General features: G+C 62.0%; 16 protein-coding genes. 13 read left to right on the top strand and 3 right to left on the bottom strand.

What is annotated here, in order from left to right; all coding sequences use genetic code 11:
* Positions 1 to 2: 2 nt before the first annotated feature.
* The 9 genes from phnX to V6657_RS24380 all read left to right on the top strand — a co-directional run bounded on the left by phnX (position 3) and on the right by V6657_RS24380 (position 11,630).
* Positions 3 to 881 carry a phosphonoacetaldehyde hydrolase gene (gene phnX / locus V6657_RS24420; RefSeq protein ID WP_048932143.1) on the top strand — a complete coding sequence of 293 codons (879 nt, stop codon included), beginning with the start codon at positions 3 to 5 and terminating at the stop codon, positions 879 to 881.
* 64 nt (positions 882 to 945) lie between these two features.
* Positions 946 to 1,962 (top strand): putative 2-aminoethylphosphonate ABC transporter substrate-binding protein, encoded by a 1,017-nt coding sequence (locus tag V6657_RS24415; RefSeq protein ID WP_048932006.1) that lies wholly within the window; start codon positions 946 to 948, stop codon positions 1,960 to 1,962.
* Positions 1,963 to 3,195 carry a TIGR03364 family FAD-dependent oxidoreductase gene (locus V6657_RS24410; protein WP_048932005.1) on the top strand — a complete coding sequence of 411 codons (1,233 nt, stop codon included), beginning with the start codon at positions 1,963 to 1,965 and terminating at the stop codon, positions 3,193 to 3,195.
* Positions 3,196 to 3,507: 312 nt separating this feature from the next.
* Positions 3,508 to 6,042, top strand: a complete 2,535-nt coding sequence (tssI, locus tag V6657_RS24405; RefSeq protein WP_338755313.1) for a type VI secretion system tip protein TssI/VgrG — start codon at positions 3,508 to 3,510, stop codon at positions 6,040 to 6,042.
* A gap of 5 nt (positions 6,043 to 6,047) precedes the next feature.
* Positions 6,048 to 8,117: a hypothetical protein gene (locus V6657_RS24400; RefSeq protein WP_048935422.1), complete on the top strand. Its 2,070-nt coding sequence runs from the start codon at positions 6,048 to 6,050 to the stop codon at positions 8,115 to 8,117.
* Positions 8,118 to 8,197: 80 nt separating this feature from the next.
* Entirely contained in the window at positions 8,198 to 9,049 is an 852-nt protein-coding gene (locus V6657_RS24395) for a hypothetical protein (RefSeq protein ID WP_048935423.1), read from the top strand.
* 102 nt (positions 9,050 to 9,151) lie between these two features.
* Positions 9,152 to 9,706 carry a reprolysin-like metallopeptidase gene (locus V6657_RS24390; RefSeq protein ID WP_048935424.1) on the top strand — a complete coding sequence of 185 codons (555 nt, stop codon included), beginning with the start codon at positions 9,152 to 9,154 and terminating at the stop codon, positions 9,704 to 9,706.
* On the top strand, positions 9,661 to 10,638 hold the full coding sequence (locus V6657_RS24385) for a hypothetical protein (RefSeq protein ID WP_137884551.1): 978 nt from the start codon (positions 9,661 to 9,663) through the stop codon (positions 10,636 to 10,638). The genes V6657_RS24390 and V6657_RS24385 overlap by 46 nt, the downstream gene beginning before the upstream one ends.
* A 14-nt stretch (positions 10,639 to 10,652) precedes the next feature.
* Positions 10,653 to 11,630, top strand: a complete 978-nt coding sequence (locus tag V6657_RS24380; RefSeq protein WP_137884550.1) for a hypothetical protein — start codon at positions 10,653 to 10,655, stop codon at positions 11,628 to 11,630.
* Positions 11,631 to 11,660: 30 nt separating this feature from the next.
* On the opposite strand, the gene V6657_RS24375 is transcribed toward V6657_RS24380, so the two are convergent.
* Both V6657_RS24375 and V6657_RS24370 read right to left on the bottom strand, forming a co-directional pair.
* A complete protein-coding gene (locus V6657_RS24375) occupies positions 11,661 to 12,344 on the bottom strand; it encodes an HAD family phosphatase (RefSeq protein WP_048935427.1) in 684 nt (227 codons plus the stop codon).
* A gap of 45 nt (positions 12,345 to 12,389) precedes the next feature.
* Entirely contained in the window at positions 12,390 to 13,316 is a 927-nt protein-coding gene (locus tag V6657_RS24370) for a LysR substrate-binding domain-containing protein (protein WP_048935428.1), read from the bottom strand.
* 210 nt (positions 13,317 to 13,526) lie between these two features.
* On the opposite strand from V6657_RS24370, the gene V6657_RS24365 reads away from it, so the two are divergent.
* From V6657_RS24365 to V6657_RS24350, 4 genes are all read left to right on the top strand, one after another.
* Positions 13,527 to 13,946: a F0F1 ATP synthase subunit epsilon gene (locus V6657_RS24365; protein ID WP_048935429.1), complete on the top strand. Its 420-nt coding sequence runs from the start codon at positions 13,527 to 13,529 to the stop codon at positions 13,944 to 13,946.
* A 309-nt stretch (positions 13,947 to 14,255) separates the two neighbouring features.
* The gene (locus tag V6657_RS24360) at positions 14,256 to 16,226 is read left to right on the top strand and encodes a TonB-dependent receptor (RefSeq protein ID WP_082170294.1); all 1,971 of its coding nucleotides are present in this window, start codon (positions 14,256 to 14,258) and stop codon (positions 16,224 to 16,226) included.
* Positions 16,223 to 16,780 (top strand): YfiR family protein, encoded by a 558-nt coding sequence (locus V6657_RS24355; protein WP_048935431.1) that lies wholly within the window; start codon positions 16,223 to 16,225, stop codon positions 16,778 to 16,780. Before V6657_RS24360 ends, V6657_RS24355 begins: the two co-directional genes overlap by 4 nt.
* On the top strand, positions 16,777 to 18,789 hold the full coding sequence (locus V6657_RS24350) for an EAL domain-containing protein (RefSeq protein ID WP_048935432.1): 2,013 nt from the start codon (positions 16,777 to 16,779) through the stop codon (positions 18,787 to 18,789). Before V6657_RS24355 ends, V6657_RS24350 begins: the two co-directional genes overlap by 4 nt.
* Positions 18,790 to 18,792: 3 nt before the next feature.
* Here the strand turns inward: V6657_RS24350 and V6657_RS24345 are convergent, their stop codons facing one another.
* Positions 18,793 to 19,668 (bottom strand): EamA family transporter, encoded by an 876-nt coding sequence (locus tag V6657_RS24345; protein WP_048935433.1) that lies wholly within the window; start codon positions 19,666 to 19,668, stop codon positions 18,793 to 18,795.
* Positions 19,669 to 19,935 lie beyond the last annotated feature (267 nt).

Genomic DNA, 19,935 nt, shown 5'->3' with positions numbered 1-19,935 from the left:
ACATGGGTGACGCATCCCCAATCACGGCCCGCCAGGCGGGTGCTGACCGTATCAACCCCGGTGCCACGCCACTGCGCCTGGAAGCCGCCGTGCTCGACTGGGCCGGCACCGTAGTCGATTTCGGTTCGTTTGCCCCCACGCAAATCTTCGTGGAAGCGTTTGGGGAGTTTGGCGTAGCCATTACGCTGGACGAGGCCCGCGGCCCCATGGGCCTGGGCAAGTGGGACCACATCCGCACGCTGTGCAACGACGGCGCGATTGCCGCGCGCTTCTCGCTCGCCCACGGCCGCATGCCCACCGATGACGACGTCACCGCCATCTACAACCGCTTCATGCCGCTGCAGATCGAGAAGGTAGGCGCGCATTCGGCCATGATCCCCGGCGCGCTGGAAACCATCGCCGCGCTGCGCGAAGCTGGCTTGAAGATTGGTACGTGCTCGGGCTATCCGCGTGTGGTGATGGACCGCGTGGTGGAGTTGGCCACCAAGGCCGGCTATACGCCCGACTGCGTGATCGCCTGCGATGAGGTACCGCGCGCGCGCCCGTGGCCTGCACAGGCACTGCGTTGCGTGGTGGATCTTGCCATTGGTGATGTGGCCGCCTGCGTGAAGGTGGACGACACCGTGCCCGGTATCGAAGAAGGCCGCCGCGCCGGCATGTGGACCGTGGCGCTGCTGATGTCGGGCAATGCACTGGGGCTGCCATACGAGCAGTACGCCGCGTTGTCCGCTGACGAACGTGCGCGCCATCGCGTCGCCATTTCGGCCGGCTTTGCCGCCTGCCGCCCGCATTACGAGATCGACACGATTGCCGATCTGCCCGAAGTCGTGGCCGACATCAACCGCCGTCTGGCGCGCGGTGAACGGCCGCAATGCGTTTGACGCATCTGCGTTTGTTGTCCTGTTTGTTGTCCTTTCCCCTGCATCACACCATACCGAGGAAACCATGACCGCACGTCTTTCCCTGCTGGCTGTTGCCGCTACGATGGCCTTTGCCACGTCGGCTTTCGCCAAGACCACGCTGACCGTGTACACGGCGCTGGAAGCTGACCAAGTGAAGGCGTACCAGGAAGCCTTCGAGAAGGCCAATCCGGACATCGAAATCAAGTGGGTGCGCGACTCCACCGGTGTCGTCACCGCCAAGCTGCTGGCCGAAAAGAACAACCCGCGTGCTGACGTAGTGTGGGGCCTGGCCGCATCGAGCCTGGCCATCCTGGACAAGGAAGGTATGCTGACGCCATACGCACCGACCGATCTGTCGAAGATCGGCGCGACGTACCGCGACAAGGCCAACCCGCCGGCGTGGGTGGGCATGGACGCCTGGGGCGCTGCCATCTGCTTCAACACGGTCGAAGCTGAAAAGCAGCACCTGCCGAAGCCGACGTCGTGGGCTGACCTGACCAAGCCTGTGTACGCCGGCAAGATCGTCATGCCGAACCCGGCCTCGTCAGGCACGGGCTACCTGGACGTGAGCGCATGGCTGCAGATGCTGGGCGAGCAGAAGGGCTGGGATTACATGGACGCCCTGCACAAGAACATCGGCCAGTACACGCACTCGGGCTCCAAGCCTTGCAAGATGGCGGCTTCGGGTGAATTCCCGATCGGTATCGCGTTTGAATACCGTGCCGTGAAGTCGAAGAAGGAAGGCGCGCCGATCGACATCGTGCTGCCGTCCGAAGGCCTGGGCTGGGACGTGGAAGCCACCGGCATCATGAAGGGCACCAAGAACCTGGACGCCGCCAAGAAGCTGGCTGACTTCTCGGCAAGCCCGGTTGCCATGGCACTGTACGAGAAGAACTTTGCCGTGGTTGCCACGCCGGGCTTCTCCAAGCCGGACCCGCTGCTGCCGGCCGACTACGAGAAGCACCTGATCAAGAACGATTTCACGTGGGCCAGCGCCAACCGTGACCGCATCCTCGCCGAGTGGACCAAGCGTTACGACGGCAAGTCGGAGAAGAAGTAAGTGAGTGAAGCTCCCCTGAATTCTGTTGCTCAAGGGGGCCTGGATGCCAGCACCGACGTCGCCATCGTCGGGGCTGGCATTTTGGGCTTGGCGCACGCCGCTGCCGCCGTCAAACGCGGCCTGCGCGTGACGGTGTTCGAGCGCAGCGAAATTGCTGTCGGTGCCTCCATCCGCAATTTCGGGCAGATGCTGGTGACCGGCCAGCCGCCGGGCATCATGCTCGATCTCGCGCGTGAAAGCCGCGAACTGTATCTCGGCTGGGCTGACAAGGCTGGCATCTTTGCACGCGCCAAGGGCGTGTTGCTGTTTGCCCGCAACAGTGCAGAAGACGCGGTGCTGGATGAGTTCATGTCCACCCGTGCCTCGGCGTTTGATTACAACGTCAAGCTGCTGCGTGGCGCCGATCTGGCCAATCTGTACGGCGGCCGCTTCACGCGTCATCGGTCAGCCCTGCAGGGTTTTGATGACTTGCAGCTGTATTCACGCGAAGCGATTCCCGCACTGGCGGCATGGCTTGCCACGCAGGGCGTACGCTTCCACTTCGGCACGCTCGTGCGCCATGTGGAAGGTGGCCGACTGGAGACCACGGCAGGCGTGTGCAACGCGCAGCGCGTGATCGTCTGCAGCGGCCATGACTACCAGACGCTGTGTGCCGACCAACTGCGCGCGCTGCAACCGCAGGTGTGCCGCCTGCAGATGCTGCGCGTGACGCCCGAAGACGGCTTCCAGCTGGAACACGCTGTGCTGACGGGTCTGTCGTGCACGCACTACGGCGCGTTCGCCGATCTGCCGACCGCCCAGGCGCTCGCCATGCGGATCGAGCATGAGCGCCCTGAACTGCAACGCCACGGCATTCACCTGCTGGTGAGCCCAACGCCCTACGGCGATTGGATCATCGGCGATTCGCACGACTACAGCCAGGACGCTCGCCCGTTCAACGCCGAGTCGGTCGACAACATCATGCTGGACCTGGCTCGCGACACCTTTGGCAGCAAGCTGCGCGTGGTGGAGCGCTGGCAGGGTGTATACGGCGCCAAGTGCCATGTGCCCGGCAGCGGCGCGTTCTCGGTGACCCGCGTCGATGACCGCACCACCGTCGCGCTGATGCACAGCGGCATCGGCATGAGCGTGGGGCCCGCGCTGGCGCATCGTCATGTCGACGCGTTGGTTGACGGTACCGCGTTGCCGCAGTGGACGCCGCCAGCAATCTTGCCGACCTCGGCTGTCGCCTGATATCTCGCTGCTCGAAGGAAATGCCCGCATGGTTTGTGCCGTGCGGGCATTTTTTTTATTCAAGCAAAGCGTGCACAACTTGAATCGACGCTACTGCGTCTGTAGAAATTGTTCTGCAAACGGCTGGCTCCGGGTAAATACCAACACAGAATTCAGATTCGTCTCATATATCTCAGTGCCTATTTCTTCGAATCTATGCCGCCTTGGGCGGCATAGGTTTGGCGCTGCCCCTAATTTCCTGGCTTTAGGGGTGTCGCCATGGGCAATCGTCTTCCGCTCCATTTCCGTACGGTGCGTGTTACCGGACCAGGAATGCCAGAAATTCTTGGGCAACCTGCACTGGTGTTTGCAAGGCTGTCGGGCATTGAAAACGTCAATGACCTGTTCTGCTACACGTTGGAGCTCAAGACACCGGACGCACGCAATCTGCTCCATGGCCCTGCAGTTGAGCTGAATATGGAGGCCATGCAGGGCAAAGAGTTGACGGTCGAAATCGAGCTGGATGGAAATGGCACGGGCCTTGACGGCAGCATTGGCCGTGGCACCCGCCAGATCACCGGCATCGTCACGGAAGTGCGCGGCCCGCTCTGCGTGGAAAATGCCATTCTGTACCGGCTCACATTGCGGCCTTGGTTGTGGCTCGCGTCATTGAACAAAAACTATCGGATCTTTCAACAAAAAAACGTCGTTGAAATTGTTGAAAGCGTACTGTCCGAATACATCTTCCCAATAGAAAATCGTCTGATTGGCGCAGTCGGGCCACAGTATCCCGTGCGGGAATACCAAGTCCAGTACGGCGAATCAGATTATCAATTTGTCCGCCGCCTGCTTGCCGAATGGGGCATATCGTTCTTCTTCGAGCACTCCGATTGCCATCATCGTCTGGTGCTGACGGATGGCAATGGGGCGTTCCGCAATACCGCCTCACCGGCTTATCACACCATTAAGTGGTACCCCTCTTCGGATCGGATAGACGAAGAACATCTCTACGAGTTCGAAGTGGTTGACCGTTTGGTTGCTGGCCGGTGGACGCACACGGACTATGACCACGGTAAGCCTCGGGCGGATTTGGCCATTTCCACATCTGCCCCACGCAAGACCAGTCACGCAGAGCAGGAAATCTACGATTGGCCCGGCGACTACGCTCAGCCGAAAACCGGCAATGACCCTTGGGACGAAGGTGACATGCTGGCCCGCATCCGTATGGAGGCTGTGCGCCAGCACGGTGTGCGTGTGCGCGGTAAAGGCAACGTGCGCGCGCTCATTCCCGGATGCAGCTTCAACCTGGCGCGCTTTGTGAAGCGCGATGCCAACCGAGAGTATGTCGTCCATGCAACCCGCCTGTTGATCGAAGATATTGGTGAACGCACAGGCACCGAGCAACGCTGGCACTGCGAGGTGGACTTCGAGGCCCAGCCCAGCAATGCGTTGCTGCGGCCCGAGCGCGTGGCGAAGCCTTACATCCACGGTACGTTGATGGCGCGTGTGGTTGGCCCTGACAACCAGGAGATCTGGTGTGACGACATCGGCCGGGTCAAGGTGCAATTTCCCTGGGACCGCGAGGGGCAGAACAACGAAAACAGCTCCTGCTATCTGCGCACCACAGAGTTCGCGTCAGGCGACAGCTTTGGCGCGCAGTTCGTGCCGCGCATTGGCCAGGAGGTCACGATCGGCTTTGTGGGGGGTGACCCGGATCGCCCCTATATCGTTGGCCCGGTCAACAACCGGCTCAACCTACCGCCATGGTCTTTGCCAAGCCAGCATGCACTCTCGGGGTATGCCAGCAAGGAGCACTACGCCGAAGGGCGCAACCACCTGCTGTTTGACGACACGCAAGGTCAGCAACAGGTTCAGCTTGCATCAGATCATGAGCACAGTTTGCTGGCACTCGGGCACAACGTTCGCGTTCCCAATGCTGTGGGTCGTAAAGACAAGCGCGGTGAAGGATTTGAGTTGCGCACAGACGGCAGAGGTTCGATTCGTGCCCAAGGCCTGTTGATTACCACCGAAGCGCGCCGCAAGGCTGAAGGCCATGTCTTGTCGATGCAAGAGACGATACGCCGGCTGGAGCAGGCATTGGCCGAAGCCAGAAACGTTTTGGAAGCCAGCGTTGCCGCGCTGGCGCAAACGAGCGAGCAGAAGGACGTGGCCCAAGCGATTGCCGAGCAGAACGCCAGCATTCTGGGCAGCAGCGAGGCAATGGGTGAACTATCGACCCCGATGATGGTGCTGGCCAGCCCAGCAGGCATTGCCAGCACCACACCCAAGACCACGCACCTGCATAGCGGCGATCACACAGCATTGACCACGGGGCAACACTTATCGATGTCGGCCGGGGCCAGCATTGTGGGCAGCGCTGTGCAGGGCGTCTCGCTGTGTGGTCACAACGCAGACGTAAGACTAGTTGCCCGCAAAGGCAAGGTTGCGGTGGAGGCACAGGGCAACGCAATGGAGGTGGTTGCGCAGCAGGCGCTGCGCATCGCCAGCACAGAAGGCCGCGTAGAAATTACAGCCGCAAAAGAGATCGTCTTCAACGTGGGCGGCACGTACTACCGCATGACGCCTGACGGCATTGAAAGTGGCACCAGCGGCGGTTGGTCCGTATACGCCGGCAGCCGAACGCTCACCGGCCCCAAGACAAGCAGCATCGCCATGCCCAGTTTTGGTCAAGGGTACTCGGGCCACTACAAGTTGCACTGGGCTGGCACAGACCAGATCGCCCCATACCAGCCATACCGCATTACGCGGGCTGACGGCAGCGTGTTCGAAGGCGTCACCAACGCCCGAGGCGAAACGGGCCTGCGGCTGGCTGAATTTAGCGAAACCCTCAAGATTGAAATTCTGTAAGACCGATGGCCACCAAGAAGCCCACCCCCAAACCGAATCCCAAGCCTGCGCCCAAGAAAGGCGCCTCACTGCCCGATCTCACACTCAAGCCTGGCGGCGCGGTGTGCAAGGTCGAACTGCCGCTGCGCCCGCTGCGCATCTATTTCCAGCACATGCCCGGCAACACTCGTACGGAAGCAGAGCGGGGCCTGGGCGGCCTGCCGTACACGCTGCGCATTCCCAACCAGCCGGACGTGGAAGACCGCACCCCCGAGAGTGGCCAGATCCTGCTGACCGGCCTGCAGCCCGGGCTCACGGGGGAGTTGACCATCCTCGGTACTACGCTGCATCTGCGTGTGCGCGATTACAGCGAAGACGAGCACACCGATGGCGAGACCACCATGAGTATTCAAGGCGCCAAGCGGCGCCTGATGGTGATGGGCTACTACGACAAGCCGTACCGGCCCGTCGCGCCAGCGCCCGAAACGCTCCGCCCGTGGGAGCGCCCCACCACCGATAGCCAACAGCCCGACGACAAGCTCGGCAACCCCGAGATTGAAGACGCCATCCTGCGCTTCCAGGTGGACAACGCACTGGAGCCCAATGGAGAAATCGAGCGGCGCCTGCTGGTCAACGGCAAGATCGATCCCAATGAAGCCCTGGGATTTCATACCGACCCCGCCCACTCGGAGTTCAAGCGCTTCCAGCCAGAATTTGTCGCCAAGCTCGCGCAGGGCGGAGGCAGCGCGCCCCCGGACACCATGGTCCCGTGCAAGGTACCCGCCGGCCCCGCGCCCAAGGGCAACGGCATACCAACCGTCACCCCGCTGGTGCGTGAGATCTATGACGGCCACCGTTTCATACCGGTGCGCTTCGCGCGCTACAACCCGGCGATCAAATATGACCCCGACAGCCCTGAGCTGGACGAGCGAGGCTATACCACCCACGACGGTCCGATCCTGAGCCTGGAGGTGGGGCACACCGTTACCTTGCGGTTGGAGCGATTGCACATGGCCTATGGTGTGCCGCTGAGCGTGACCAGTAGCGACCCTGGGGTGGTGTCGGTGGTTGAGCGGCCGGGTGGGCTGTACAAGTTCACCGGTGTCAAGGGGAGCGAGGAGGCTGCTCCAAAACAAGCTGTGGTTGAAGTGCGCTATGGCAGTTCTGATGGTTTGCTGTTGCACAAGCTCTACGTGCAGGTCTACGCACCGATCGAAGTCGCTGTCGCCGTGCACTTCGTGAGCATTGGCCAGAAGGGCCGGTCGGAGCAGGATGTACCGCGCATCGCGCCTGCCCTGAGTCAGAGCACCATCCAACAGATCTTTCATGGCACCCCGGCCGTCACCATACCCGCCACGGCCGCCATGCACGGCATCAACCACATCTGGCGTGCTGCGGGCATCCGCTTTAGCGTCACCCGATGGTTGGACGAGACCATTGATCTGCATCAGGCTGGCGCCATGACGGCTGCCACGGTCAAGGATGCCGCCGGCAACGACGTGCTCATCCACGAGTTTGACGCGATCACGAACCTGAACCGCCTGCCCAACCACCTCAACATGTACGTGGTGGACTCCATGGTGGGTGGCGGTATCGGCTGGGGCAGCAAGAACACCGCACTGGTGGCGGCCGACAAGATGCATGGCCAAACGCCATCCACGCGAGATCGGTTGGTGCAGACCTTTGCGCACGAGATCGGGCACTTCCTGGGCTTGTGGCACCCAGCCACGGTCAACGCCAAGGGCGACGACGTGGTGACGAAGATTCCTGGCGGCCCTCCAGAAAACCACGCACTGCAAGACTACTGGTCCCGCCGCATGCTGATGTATTGCTACACGAGTCTGATCACCACCTATGGCCCACTTGCGGCCACCACACGGCAGCTTGGCCGACAGTCCAACGTGGGCAACGGTTGGGATGTGGGCGGCAAGATGCTGTGCTGTCAGGTGGTGCCGAAGATTGTGTCTTCGGCTGACAAGTCAGAAATCGAGACAGCGCGCGCGATAGCGCTGCAGAACCAAGTCGATTCCTCAACCAATACCCGAGCCTCATGGAACCCATTCGAACAAAAAACCGATCAAGGCATGTTTGCCTGATCGCATTCTGCCTTCTCTGCGTGCCGCTATTGCCAGCTTATGCGGCCGCACAAGCCCCGACTACCCAGGAGAGCGCCACCATGTTGCCGTTGGCACAAATGATTCAGAAGCGGGACGGGGATGCCGCCCAGGCTTATGTTGACCGACAGAACATCGGCATCATTCCGGAGATTCGTGCCATCGTGAATGATCCGAAGACGGACAGCACCACGCGTTATATCGCCTACGGCTATCTACGCCGTGTACGTACATTGGACTCGGCTGTGCTGCTAGCACAGGGGGTTGGGGAGGGAGGTCGAAACAACAGCGTGCTGGGCCTGATCGAAAACCCTCGTGCCGAGGTCTATCCTATTCTCAAGGCCAAATTGCTTCCTCCAAGGGAGGAGAAGAACAAAAAACTGCTGCTCGTTATGGTGCAGATGCCCGTACCTGAGGAGCAACGGATTGCGGACATCAAGCCGTATCTGGAGGCTAGTTACTACGAAACTCGGTACGGCGCTTTGTTTGGCTTGGCGCTGCTGAATGAGCCAGGCAGCCTTGAGCGCATGGCACATGAACTGGGCACCGACCGCCGTCAGCGCAAGCAAGATTTTTTGACGATTTTTTATGAGTACCGGGCGTGGCGCACCCCCAAGTTCGTACCGGTACTGATCCCCGTCCTGAACGATCCGTTACCGCTCGAAGACATCGGCGTGCGCCGTCGCAACGAAGACGGCAGCGAGTCATCCATGACACCCGAAGAGCTGCGCTACGTGCGCGCATGGGACTACGCGTTGAACATCATCGTCAAGACGCTCAAGCTGGACGTGCCGTTCAAGATCGCAGACAACGTGACGTACAGCAAAGCGCAGCGTGATCTGGTCAAACAGAAGCTGCGGGACCTGGGCTACACCGTCACGGATGAACCGTATCCGGTGACAGCGGCGGAGTAAAACCGCACGTGAGGTGCTGCACATGGCGCCTGCCTTGAATCGGGCCACCATCTAGCAGGTCTTCCGTGGCACCCCGGCCATCATCATGCTCGCCACGGCCGCGTGCCCAACCACCTCAACATGTACGTGGTGGACTCCGTGGTGGGTGGCGGTATCGGCTGGGGCAGCAAGAACACCGCACTGGTGGCAGCCGACAAGATGCATGGTCAAACGCCATCCTCCCGAGACAGGTTGGTGCAGACCTTTGCGCACGAGATCGGGCACTTCCTGGGCTTATGGCACCCAGCCACCGCCAACGCCGAGGGCGACAACGTGGTGGTGCCGATCCCGAACGGGCCCAGTGAATCGCACGCGTTGCAAGACTACTGGTCCCGCCGCATGCTGATGTATTGCTACACGGGTCTGATCACCACCTACGGCCCACTTGCGGCCACCACGCGGCAGCTTGGCCGGCAGTCCAACGTGGGCAACGGCTGGGATGTGGGCGGCAAGATGCTGTGCTGTCAGGTGGTGCCGAAGATCGTGTCTTCATACCCCCACTCCGAGATCGTGACAGCGCGGGCGATTGCGCTGCAGAACAGAGTCATTTCATCCACCAATACCCAAGCCTCATGGAACCCATTCGAACAAAAAACCGATCAGGGCATGTTTGCCTGATCGCAATCAGCATCCTTTGCGCGCCGCTGTTGCCAGCCTATGCGGCCGCACAAGCCCCGACCACCCAGGAGAGCGCCACCATGTTGCCGTTGGCACAAATGATTCAGAAGCGGGACTGGGATGCCGCCCAGGCTTATGTTGACCGGCAAAGCATCGGCATCATTCCGGAGATTCGTGTCATCGTGAATGATCCAAAGACGGACAGCACCACACGGGATATTGCGTACGGCTATCTGCGTCGCGTGCGCACGCTGGACTCCGCCTTGCTGCTGGCGCAAGGACTAGGAGAAGGGGGGCGAAGTAACAGCGTGCTGGGCCTGATCGAAAATCCTCGGGCCGAGGTCTATCCTATTCTCAGAGCCAAATTGCTTCCCCCAAGGGAGGAGACAAACAAAAACCTTCTGCTCGTGATGGCCCAGATGCCGGTACCCGAAGAGCAACGGATTGCGGACATCAAGCCGTATCTGGAGGCTAGCTATATCGATACTCGCTACGGCGCAATTTTCGGCCTTGCGTTATTGGGCGACCCGAACAGTAACGAGCGGTTTGCCTATGAGTTGGGAACAAAATGGCCCTCTGCAAAAGAAACTTTTCTTTCTATTTTTTACGAATACCGCGCCTGGCGTATCCCCAAGTTCGTACCGGTGCTGATCCCCGTCCTGAATGACCCGACCCCACTCAAAGACATCGGCGTGCGCCGTCGCAACGAAGACGGCAGCGAGTCATACATGACCCCCGAAGAGTTGCGCTATGTACGCGCGTGGGACTACGCGTTGAACATCATCGTCAAGACGCTCAATCTGGACGTACCGTTCAAGATTGCAGACAACGTGACGTACAGCAGAGCGCAGCGTGATCTGGTCAAACAGAAGCTGCGCGACCTGGGCTATACCGTCACGGACGAACCGTATCCGGTAACGGCGGCGCAGTGAGAGGTGACAGAATCATGAAATGCAATCGTGCGCGAATCCAATCATGGTGCATTTTCTTGAGTGGTGCGCTGAGCTTCCTCGGCATACCAATGCCGTCATCTCATGCGCTCAGCGTCCCAGTCAGGCTGGTAAGTACCGCCAAGCAGCCGCTAGCAAGAATGCTCCAAGAGCAAGATTGGGGTGCTGCCCAAGCTTATGTTGATCAGCAGGGAATTAAAATTATTCCGGAGATACGTTCTATCATAAGTGACCCGGAACTAGACCCTTCCACGCAACTTACTGCATACGGGTATTTGCGGCCCTTTCACACGCTGGAATCGACTGTATTACTCGCATATGGGCCGATCATGGAGGGTCGGAGTAACACCGTACTTGGTTTGCTTGAGGACCCACGCCCGGAGGTCTATCCGATACTCAAGGCTAGATTGGATTTCCCCCTTTCATACCCGAAAAACGACCTCTTGCTCATTATGGCCCAAATGCCTGTGCCGGTTGGGCAGAGGATTGCGGACATCAGGCCGTACCTGGGTACCAAATATATTGACACCCGCTATGGCGCCGTCTTCGGCCTCGCACTTCTGGACTTTCCGGGCAGTAACGAGCGGTTTGCTTATGAACTGGGAACAAAGCTACCTGCGGCCAAAGCCAAGTTTCTTTCCACTTTCCACCAATACAGCGCCTGGTGTATTCCAAAGTTCATGTCTGTGTTGATCCCGGTGCTGAATGATTCGATGCCGCTCAAGGACATCGTCGTCAGTCACTACAGAGAAGAAGGCCGCAACTCATACCTCGTCTCTCAAGAGCTGCACCACGTTCGCGCGTGGGACTACGCCCTGAACATCCTTGTCAACACGCTCAAGATCGATGTGCCGTTCAAGGTCGAAGACGACGTGACGTACAGCAAAGCGCAGCGAGATCTGGTCAAACAGAAGCTGCGGGACCTGGGCTACACCGTCACGGATGAACCGTATCCGGTAACGGACGCACAGTAAGTGGCACTAAACAGAAACGCCAGAAAAAATTTAAGCGGCGAAGAGTTCGATCACCGGCCAGCCACGTGCTTCGGCCACGCCGCGCAAGGTGGCATCGGGGCTGATGGCAATGGGATGGGAGACGGCTTCCAGCAGCGGCAGATCGTTGCGTGAATCGCTGTAGAACACCGTGCGGGAGAAGTCCGCCATGCGTTGGCCGCGCTGCGCAAGCCATTCATTCACGCGCACGATCTTGCCGGCGCCAAAGCTTGGGGTGCCGACCAGGTTGCCCGTGAAATCGCTGTCAGCCTGGTTGCCAACCGTCTCGCCTTCCACAGCCAGCAGGTGCGGCACATTGAAGGCGGCGGCAATCGGCTCGGTCAGGTAGCGGTGCGTGGCAGTGACGATGCAGCAGAGGTCGCCTACGTGCAGGTGCGTGTCCACCAGTTTCCTGGCGCGCGGCAGCATGGCAGGTTGGATGACTTCGCGCATGAAGGTGGCGCGCCAGGCATCGAGCCGGGTGCGCGGATGCTGCGCCAGCAGCCCGAGCGAGAAGCGTGCATGGCGTGCGAAGTCGAGCGTGCCCTCGCGGTACTCGCGCATCCAGCGATCGTTGGCTTGCTCAAAGGCCTCGCGATCGACTGCGCCCTGGGCAACCAGGAAGCGGCCCCATTCATATTCGCTGTCGATGGGCAGCAGGGTGTGGTCCAGGTCGAACAGGGCAAGCGATTGCATACAACGGGTGGCAGTGGCGGTTGGAAAAACCGCGAGGTTACTGCCTCAACGCGTCGTGGTTGTGTCCATCGCCATAACTTTGGCGATGAACGCATCGGCGTTTTTCTTCGGGTGGTGTTTGTCCAGACAATCCAGGAAGCTGCGCACCAGCCGAGAATCCCTGCGCTCCTTCAGGAAATACAGGTATTCGTGGATGACCGGCGCATTGGCGGCAAATGGCAGCACACGCACGTCGGGCCGGCGCGGTGCCTCACGTGCGGGCACGATGCTGCAGCCCAACCCCAGGCTGATCGCCTCATAGATGGCCTCGCGGCTGCCGATGATGCTCATGCTGGCCGGCTCGATGCCGGCGGCGGCCAGGGCGTCTTCGGTCACGCGGCGGGTGACGGAGCCTTGCTCGCGCATCAGCAGCTGGCAGCCTGCAACGTCGTCCAGCGTCACATGCGGGCGGCGCGCCAGCGGGCTATCCAGCGGCACCACCAGCACCATCGTGTCGTCAGCCAGGGTGATGCGATGCAGGCGTTCGTCATCCACCGCATGCGACGAAACGGCCAGGTCGATGCGGACTTCGGACAGCGCTTCGAGCATCTGCTGCGAGTTGCCGAATTCGATGGTGATCTCGATGGTCGGGTAGCGGGCGCGGAAGGCGGCCACGCTGGGCAGGATGTAGTAAGGGCCGGTGGCGCCCACACGCAGATTGCCGGTGCGTAGGTCGCCCGCATTGCGCAGGAGAAAATCGACGTCGCCTTCCTGCTGGGCAAGGCGCTCGACAATCGGCATGAGACTCACGCCTAGGTCAGACAGGTCCAGCCGGCTGCCACGGCGGTGGAACAGCTCCACGCCGTACATCTCTTCCAGTTGGCGGATGCGTCCGGTCACGGTGGGCTGCGACAGGCGCAGGCGCTTGGCCGCGCCCGTCACGCTGCCCTGGCGGGCCACCTCGAAGAACGACATCAACAGATCGCCCAGCATGCTCGTGTTTCCTCTGCATTTCATTCGCTATTTGGCGACAGAGTGTAGACAGCCTTTGTGACGCTTCACACTGTGAAACCTTACGAAGCGTTGGGGCAGCGCAGGCGGCGAGCCTTGCAGCACACGCATCCTGTGGCAGAGGGTAGGGCGCTGGGCGCACATCGTGCTACCTTGTGAACCAGTGCACGCAACACAGGAACAGGAGACACCATGCCGGTGCTGAAGGTCGATGTCGTAACGGCAGAAGAGCGGTTGTACGAAGGCGCAGCCAAGTTCGTGGTCATTCCCGGCACCGAGGGCGAACTGGGCATCCTGCCCGGCCACGAGCGCCTGCTCACGCGCCTGCGCCCCGGCACCGTGCGCGTCACGCTGGAGAACGACGAGGAGGTCATCCTGTTCGTGGCGGGCGGCTTTGTTGACGTGCAGCCCGAACAGGTGATCGTGCTGGCCGACACCGCCGTACGTGCGCGTGATCTGGACGAGGCCAAAGCCCAGCAGGCACGCAAGGCCGCCGAAGAACTCATGCAGAACAGCCACAGCAAGATCGACTACGCCCGCGCCCAGGCGGAACTGGCCGAAGCCGTGGCCCAACTGGCCGCCATCGAGCGCCTGCGCAAGCGCCGCCGCTGAGTTTCCACCCCGGTCACCACACCACCTGCCGCGCACCACAAGCGCGGCATTGTGTCGTCCCGCCCACGGAGGGGGTAAAGAACCGCCTCCGTCCTCCGTTTTAGAGCAGAACGATTGAAATCCCGTTGAACGTCCTCCAGAGACGTGATCGGTTCTGCTGCTTTGCCGATGTCGCCCCTAGTTGTGATTGCCCGCGCGCTCGTCTGCCGTGCCCCCCACGGCCCTCGAAAGCGCGTACGTGCCATGGTTCCGTTTGTCTTGTCGCTGCACCTGTTTTTGCGGAATTTCAGGCGGATCGGCAATGCGCAAATGTTTGCGCTGGCATTTCTGCTGACACCAGCCATCGTCTATGCGGGAACCGACGTGAGCGATCTGACCGCGCTGCCCATCGAGCAGTTGATGCAAGTGCAGGTGGTGACCGGTGCGTCCAAGTACGCAGAAGCGGCCAATGAAGCACCCGCCAACGTGCAGGTCATCACGGCCGATGACATCAAGACCTACGGCTGGCGCACGCTGGCCGACATCCTGGCCAGCCTGCCAGGGCTCTACACCAACTACGACTGCAGCTACGCCTCGCTTGGCGCACGCGGCTTCCTGCGCCCGGGCGACTACGACACGCGCTTCCTGCTGCTGATCGATGGCTACCGTACCAATGATTCCGTCTTCGACGAGGCTGCGGTGGGCACCGATGCGATGCTCGATGTGGACCTGATCGAGCGCATCGAATACGTGCCCGGCGCAGGCTCTGCCGCATATGGCTCGAATGCGCTGTTTGGCGTGATCAACATCATCACCAAGCGCGGGAGGGACATCGGCGGCGTGCAGGTCAGCGGCGCCACCGGCAGTGCCAACGCACGCGAAGGCCGCGTCACCTGGGGTAACCGGGCAGAAAACGGCGCCGAATGGCTGCTCTCGGCCAGCGTGAGCGACGCGCCCGGCCGTGACCTGTACTTCCCGCAGTTCAACCGGCCCGGCGTGAGCGACGGCATTGCGCGCGGCATGGATTTCGACCGCAGCAAGCGCCTGTTCGCCAGGGGCAGCTTTGGTGAATTCGGACTGACCTTCGGCTATGCGGACCGCACCAAGGGCACGCCCACCGCACCGTACGACCAATTCTTCAACGACCAGCGCTCGCGCAGCATCGACACGCGCCAGATGCTGGACGGCACGTGGCAGCACGCGCTGGACGACACCACCGATGTGTCGGCGCGGCTGTACTGGGGCCGCTACGTATCGCAGGGCCATTACATCTACGACTATCCGCCGGTAACCGAGAACCGGGACTGGTACGACTCCGCCTGGTATGGCGCGGAACTCAAGCTCGTCACGCGCCGCTTCGATCAGCACACGCTTGCCATCGGCACCGAATTGCAGCGTGACTACCGCGACGCGATGCGCAACTTCGATGTCACGCCGTACTTCAGCTACCTGGACGACCATCGCAACAACACTCGCGTTGGCGTCTACGTGCAGGACCAGTTCGCCATCAACCAGAACTGGGTGCTCGACACCGGCCTGCGCTACGACCACACCACCTTTTCACCGGGCATCTTCAGCCCGCGTGTAGGCCTGATCTGGCACGCCGCCCCCACCACAACCGTCAAGGCGATCTACGGGATGGCCTACCGCGCGCCCAACGATTACGAGCTGAACTACCAGACCGTGGCCCCCGGTGGCCAGCAGGTCAACACGGGCCTGGTCGCCGAGCGCATCCGGACGTATGAAGCCGTGCTGGAGCAGCAGGTCAGCGCCGGCGGCAAGGCCACGCTGTCGGTGTTTCAGAACAACGTCTCCAACCTGATCAGCCAGAGCGAAGACCCCAACACTGGGCTGCTGGTCTTCAGCAACGTGTCGCGTGTGCGCACGCGCGGCGCAGAACTCGGCTACCAGCAGAACTGGCCTGGCGGCACCCGCCTGCGTGCGAGCTACAGCTTCCAGCATTCAGAAGACGGCATCACCGGCCAGACGCTGAGCGATTCCCCGTGCCGCATGCTCAAGCTCAACGCCAGCATGCCGCTGTGGCGTAGCGACTGGCGGGCGGGGCTCGAGGCGCAGTACATCAGCAACCGCTTGACGACATCGGGCAGCGTGGGTGGCTACTGGATCGCCAACCTGACGTTGCTGGCGACGCGGCTGGCGCCCAATCTGGAGATGTCGGCCAGTCTCTACAACCTGTTCGACCGGCGCTATGCCGATCCGGTCGGGCCAGAGGTGGTGATGCCTGCCATCCAGCAGGACGGCCGCACGTTTCGCCTGAAGCTCACCTACACCTTCCGATGAACGCACTGCGCGCCTACCTCCGTCGTGCCACGATCCAGCGCCTGCGCCGGCTGTGCGCGGCGTTGGCCGTGGTGTTGACAACGGTGGCGTGGATGCGGGCCACCTATGCGCAGATGCAGGCCAGCGAAGTCCAGATCAAGGCGGCCTTCATCTACAACTTTGCACTGTTCACCACCTGGCCGACTGACGCGATGCTGGCAGACGCCCCCATGGTGCTGTGCGTGGCCGCCGAGCCCCCTCTGCAAGCGGCCTTGGAACAATTGACAGGAAAACCCGTGCGCGGACACCGGCTGGAAATCCGAAAGATCAACGATGGCGCCGTGGGCGGCTGCCATGTGCTGGTGCTTGATGCACGATCGGCTGCCGGCGTCCGCCTGAACCCGGCCACCCCCGTGCTCACGGTGGGCGATGGCCGTAATAGTGCGCTGGTGCCGATGATTGCACTGGCGCTGCAGGACAAGCGGGTCGTATTCGACATCGATGCCGGGGCGGCGCGGCAAGCCGGCCTGCAACTCAGCTCGCAGTTGCTGCGCCTGGCAAGGAGCGTGCAATGAACCCGGCCCTGATGACACAACGTCCCCGCCTGGGGCACACCGTGGTGCGGGCAAACATGGCCGGTGCCGGTGCAGCGCTGACCATCGCTGGCTTCCTGCTGATCGTGTTCCAGTTCATCGCCCTGCATGCGGCGCTGGTGCGCGACGTGCACGTGCAGGCGCGCATCATTGGCGCCAACAGTGTGGCGGCGCTGTTGTTCAACGATCGCCGTGCGGCCGAAGAAACGCTGGGCGCCCTGGGGGCATCCCCACCATTGCGCGCGGCCGGCATCTTCACGGCGCTACGCAAGCCGCTGGCGCTGTACCAGCATGGTGAGGCCGCCCCCGTGCGTGCGCCCGATGCCGCCATGCTGCGCGAAGAAAACGTCTCCACGCTGACCACGCTGGAGGTGGTGGAACCGGTGGAGTCCGAGCGCCGCGTGATCGGCTACGTGGTGATCCGCTCCAGCCTGATCGACCTGTACATGCAGTTGCTGGGCTACGCCGTGCTGACGGTGTCGGTGGGCATTGGCGCCATGGGCGTCGCCTATCTGGTGTGTGCCCGCATGCGCCGCGCGGTGTTGCAGGCCGAAGCCCACCTGGACTATCTCGCCCACATCGACTCGGTGACGGAGCTGCCGAACCGGCACGCCTTCAACGAACGACTGCAGGTTTCGCTCAAGCGTGCAGGACAGGCGGGGGCGGTTGGCCTGTTGCTGCTGGATCTCGACAACTTCAAGGTGGTCAACGACACGCTGGGCCACAACAATGGCGACCGCCTGCTGCGCCAGGTGGCGCGCCGCCTGAACGAGGTGATTGAGCAGGCCAACCTGCGCGCCGTGCTGTGCCGCATTGGGGGAGACGAGTTCGCCATCATTGCCGAACTGTCCGGCCGCGCATCGATTACCCCTTCGGACGCTGCCGAGCTTGCCGATGGCCTGGCCAAGCGCATTCTCGCGGCGCTGGCGGCGCCGTTTGCGCTGGATCTGCACCAGATCTACGTCACGGCCAGCGTGGGCGTGAGCCTGTATCCGCATGACGCTCGTGATGTGCAGGCCCTCACGCGCAATGCCGATACGGCGATGTACTACGCCAAGAACCGCGGCAAGAATGCTGCCGCAAGCTTCACATCCGAGATGGACCAACAAGCCCGTCGCCGCCTGCGCGTGGAGGCCGACCTGCGCCGCGCACTCGACCGCGAAGAGTTGCTGCTGGCGTATCAGCCGCAGGTGCGCCTGCAAGGCCTCGACACGGATGGTGCAATGGTGCCCGCCTCGCACGTGCACGGCGTGGAAGCCCTGGTGCGCTGGCGCCATCCGGAGATTGGCGTGATTGGCCCCGGCGAGTTCATCGCCGTGGCGGAAGAAACCGGCCTGATCGTGCCGCTGGGCTTGTGGGTGCTGCGCACCGCGTGCAAGCAGGCCGCGCGCTGGATGCGTGAAGACGGTGTCGCACTGCGCGTGTCGGTCAATCTCTCTGGACGGCAGGCGCGCGATCCGGCCCTCGTGCAGAACGTGCTCAACGTGCTGGCCGAGACGGGCCTACCGCCGCACATGCTGGAGTTGGAGATTACCGAAAGCGTGCTGATGGAAGACATCGAAGCCAACATCGCGTTGCTTGAGGCACTGCACCTGGCGGGCATCAGCCTGTCGATCGACGATTTCGGCACGGGGTATTCGTCGCTGGCGTATCTGCAGCGCTTCCCGATCCAGAAGCTCAAGATTGACCGCAGCTTTGTGCAGCGCATGCCGGGCGACGGCGAGGCCATTGCCGGCGCGGTCATCGCCATGGCGCACAGCCTGAAGATGGAAGTGGTGGCTGAAGGGGTGGAAGACGCCGAGCAACTCGCGCTGCTGCGCAAGGCCGGTTGCGACTTGGGGCAGGGCTACCTGTTCTCGCGCCCACTGCAGGCCCAGCCGTTGATGGCGTGGCTCCAGCGGCGGGGCAGTGGCAATGCCGGCGCACCGGGCGATACGCCGGAGGGCGAAACCGAGCCTTCGGGCGCGTTGCCCTCGTCGCTTGCGGGGTGACGCTCAGGCCGCCGCTCGCCGCGCGGCACGTGTGGCGCCGGTTGTTAGCACCACCACGGCCGCCAGGATGATGCCCGTGGCCCCCAGCGTTTGCGGTGCGACCTGCTCATCGGCCAGCCATGCGCCCATGAGCAGGGCGATGGGCGGGTTCACGTAGACATAGCTCGTCGCCATGACGGTGGACACGCGCTCCACCAGCGCCATGTAAGCCGTGAACGCAATGGCCGAACCGAACACCACCAGATAGCCCCACGCCAGCGCCGAGTGCAACCCGATGCTGTGCGGCCACTTTTCACCCACGATCAGGCTGAGCAGCACCAGCGCCACGCCGCCAAAGGCCATTTCCAACACAAAGGCCGTCGTGCCCTTGGGCATGTCGATGCGCTTGGAGAGCTGCGAGCCGAACGACCACGAAGCAATGGCCGTGGTCAGCGCCAGCACGCCGGCGGTGCTGGCCTGGAATTCCGCACCGTGAAACAGCACGGCAATGCCGATGCTGCCCAGCGCAATTGCGCCAATCTCATACGCCCGCAGACGGCCGCCCGCCAGCAGCGTCCACAGGGTAGAGAACAGCGGCATCGACGCGATCATCACGGTGGTGGCGCCCGACGAGATGGTCTGCTCGGCCACCGCCGTCATGCCCATGCCGCCCACCAGCATGAAGGCACCAATCAGCGCGCAGTTGCGCACTTGGCGCCAGCTCGGCCGCTCACGCTGGCGCAGGAGGATCAGGGGGGCGAGCAGCGCTGCCGCCACCAGAAACCGCGAACCCATCATCAGGAAGGGCGGCAGATCGGTCAGCGCAAAACGGATGGCGAGATAGGTCGTGCCCCACACCACGTAAGTGATGAGCAGGCAGACCGCGATGAACGGAGACATGTCGAGACCTCGGCGAGGAAGTCCCGATGCTACTCAAGGCGGGCTTATGCGCAAAACGAGTTTTGTTATCGCTCGTTGTTAGCGGCGTTAGCAAGCAAGTGAGTTTGTGAGGGCGACGCGTTCGGAACGCCGCCTTTCGCGCTCCAAAGGCCATCGTTGGCGCTCCGAACTTCAACGAGGGTGTTCAGAACCTAGAGGGGCGGGTTCAGAACCCGGCACCCTGAGGTTCAGAACGTCAGATGCGGCGTTCAAAACCTCAAGGGCGGA

The organism is Ralstonia sp. RRA, from assembly GCF_037023145.1.
Classification (GTDB): domain Bacteria; phylum Pseudomonadota; class Gammaproteobacteria; order Burkholderiales; family Burkholderiaceae; genus Ralstonia.
The sequence above is the reverse complement of the archived record's forward strand: the minus strand, read 5'-3'. Positions and strand labels throughout refer to the sequence as shown.

What these genes read in the sequence shown, in the direction of transcription:
- V6657_RS24380 (WP_137884550.1), top strand. Translation starts at nt 10,653, where the DNA reads ATGAAATGCAATCGTGCGCGAATCCAATCATGGTGCATTTTCTTGAGT.
- V6657_RS24395 (WP_048935423.1), top strand. Translation starts at nt 8,198, where the DNA reads ATGTTGCCGTTGGCACAAATGATTCAGAAGCGGGACGGGGATGCCGCC.
- V6657_RS24370 (WP_048935428.1), bottom strand. Translation starts at nt 13,316, where the DNA reads ATGCTGGGCGATCTGTTGATGTCGTTCTTCGAGGTGGCCCGCCAGGGC.
- V6657_RS24360 (WP_082170294.1), top strand. Translation starts at nt 14,256, where the DNA reads ATGTTTGCGCTGGCATTTCTGCTGACACCAGCCATCGTCTATGCGGGA.
- V6657_RS24355 (WP_048935431.1), top strand. Translation starts at nt 16,223, where the DNA reads ATGAACGCACTGCGCGCCTACCTCCGTCGTGCCACGATCCAGCGCCTG.
- V6657_RS24345 (WP_048935433.1), bottom strand. Translation starts at nt 19,668, where the DNA reads ATGTCTCCGTTCATCGCGGTCTGCCTGCTCATCACTTACGTGGTGTGG.
- V6657_RS24365 (WP_048935429.1), top strand. Translation starts at nt 13,527, where the DNA reads ATGCCGGTGCTGAAGGTCGATGTCGTAACGGCAGAAGAGCGGTTGTAC.
- V6657_RS24350 (WP_048935432.1), top strand. Translation starts at nt 16,777, where the DNA reads ATGAACCCGGCCCTGATGACACAACGTCCCCGCCTGGGGCACACCGTG.
- V6657_RS24400 (WP_048935422.1), top strand. Translation starts at nt 6,048, where the DNA reads ATGGCCACCAAGAAGCCCACCCCCAAACCGAATCCCAAGCCTGCGCCC.
- V6657_RS24385 (WP_137884551.1), top strand. Translation starts at nt 9,661, where the DNA reads ATGGAACCCATTCGAACAAAAAACCGATCAGGGCATGTTTGCCTGATC.
- V6657_RS24415 (WP_048932006.1), top strand. Translation starts at nt 946, where the DNA reads ATGACCGCACGTCTTTCCCTGCTGGCTGTTGCCGCTACGATGGCCTTT.
- tssI (WP_338755313.1), top strand. Translation starts at nt 3,508, where the DNA reads ATGCCAGAAATTCTTGGGCAACCTGCACTGGTGTTTGCAAGGCTGTCG.
- phnX (WP_048932143.1), top strand. Translation starts at nt 3, where the DNA reads ATGGGTGACGCATCCCCAATCACGGCCCGCCAGGCGGGTGCTGACCGT.
- V6657_RS24375 (WP_048935427.1), bottom strand. Translation starts at nt 12,344, where the DNA reads ATGCAATCGCTTGCCCTGTTCGACCTGGACCACACCCTGCTGCCCATC.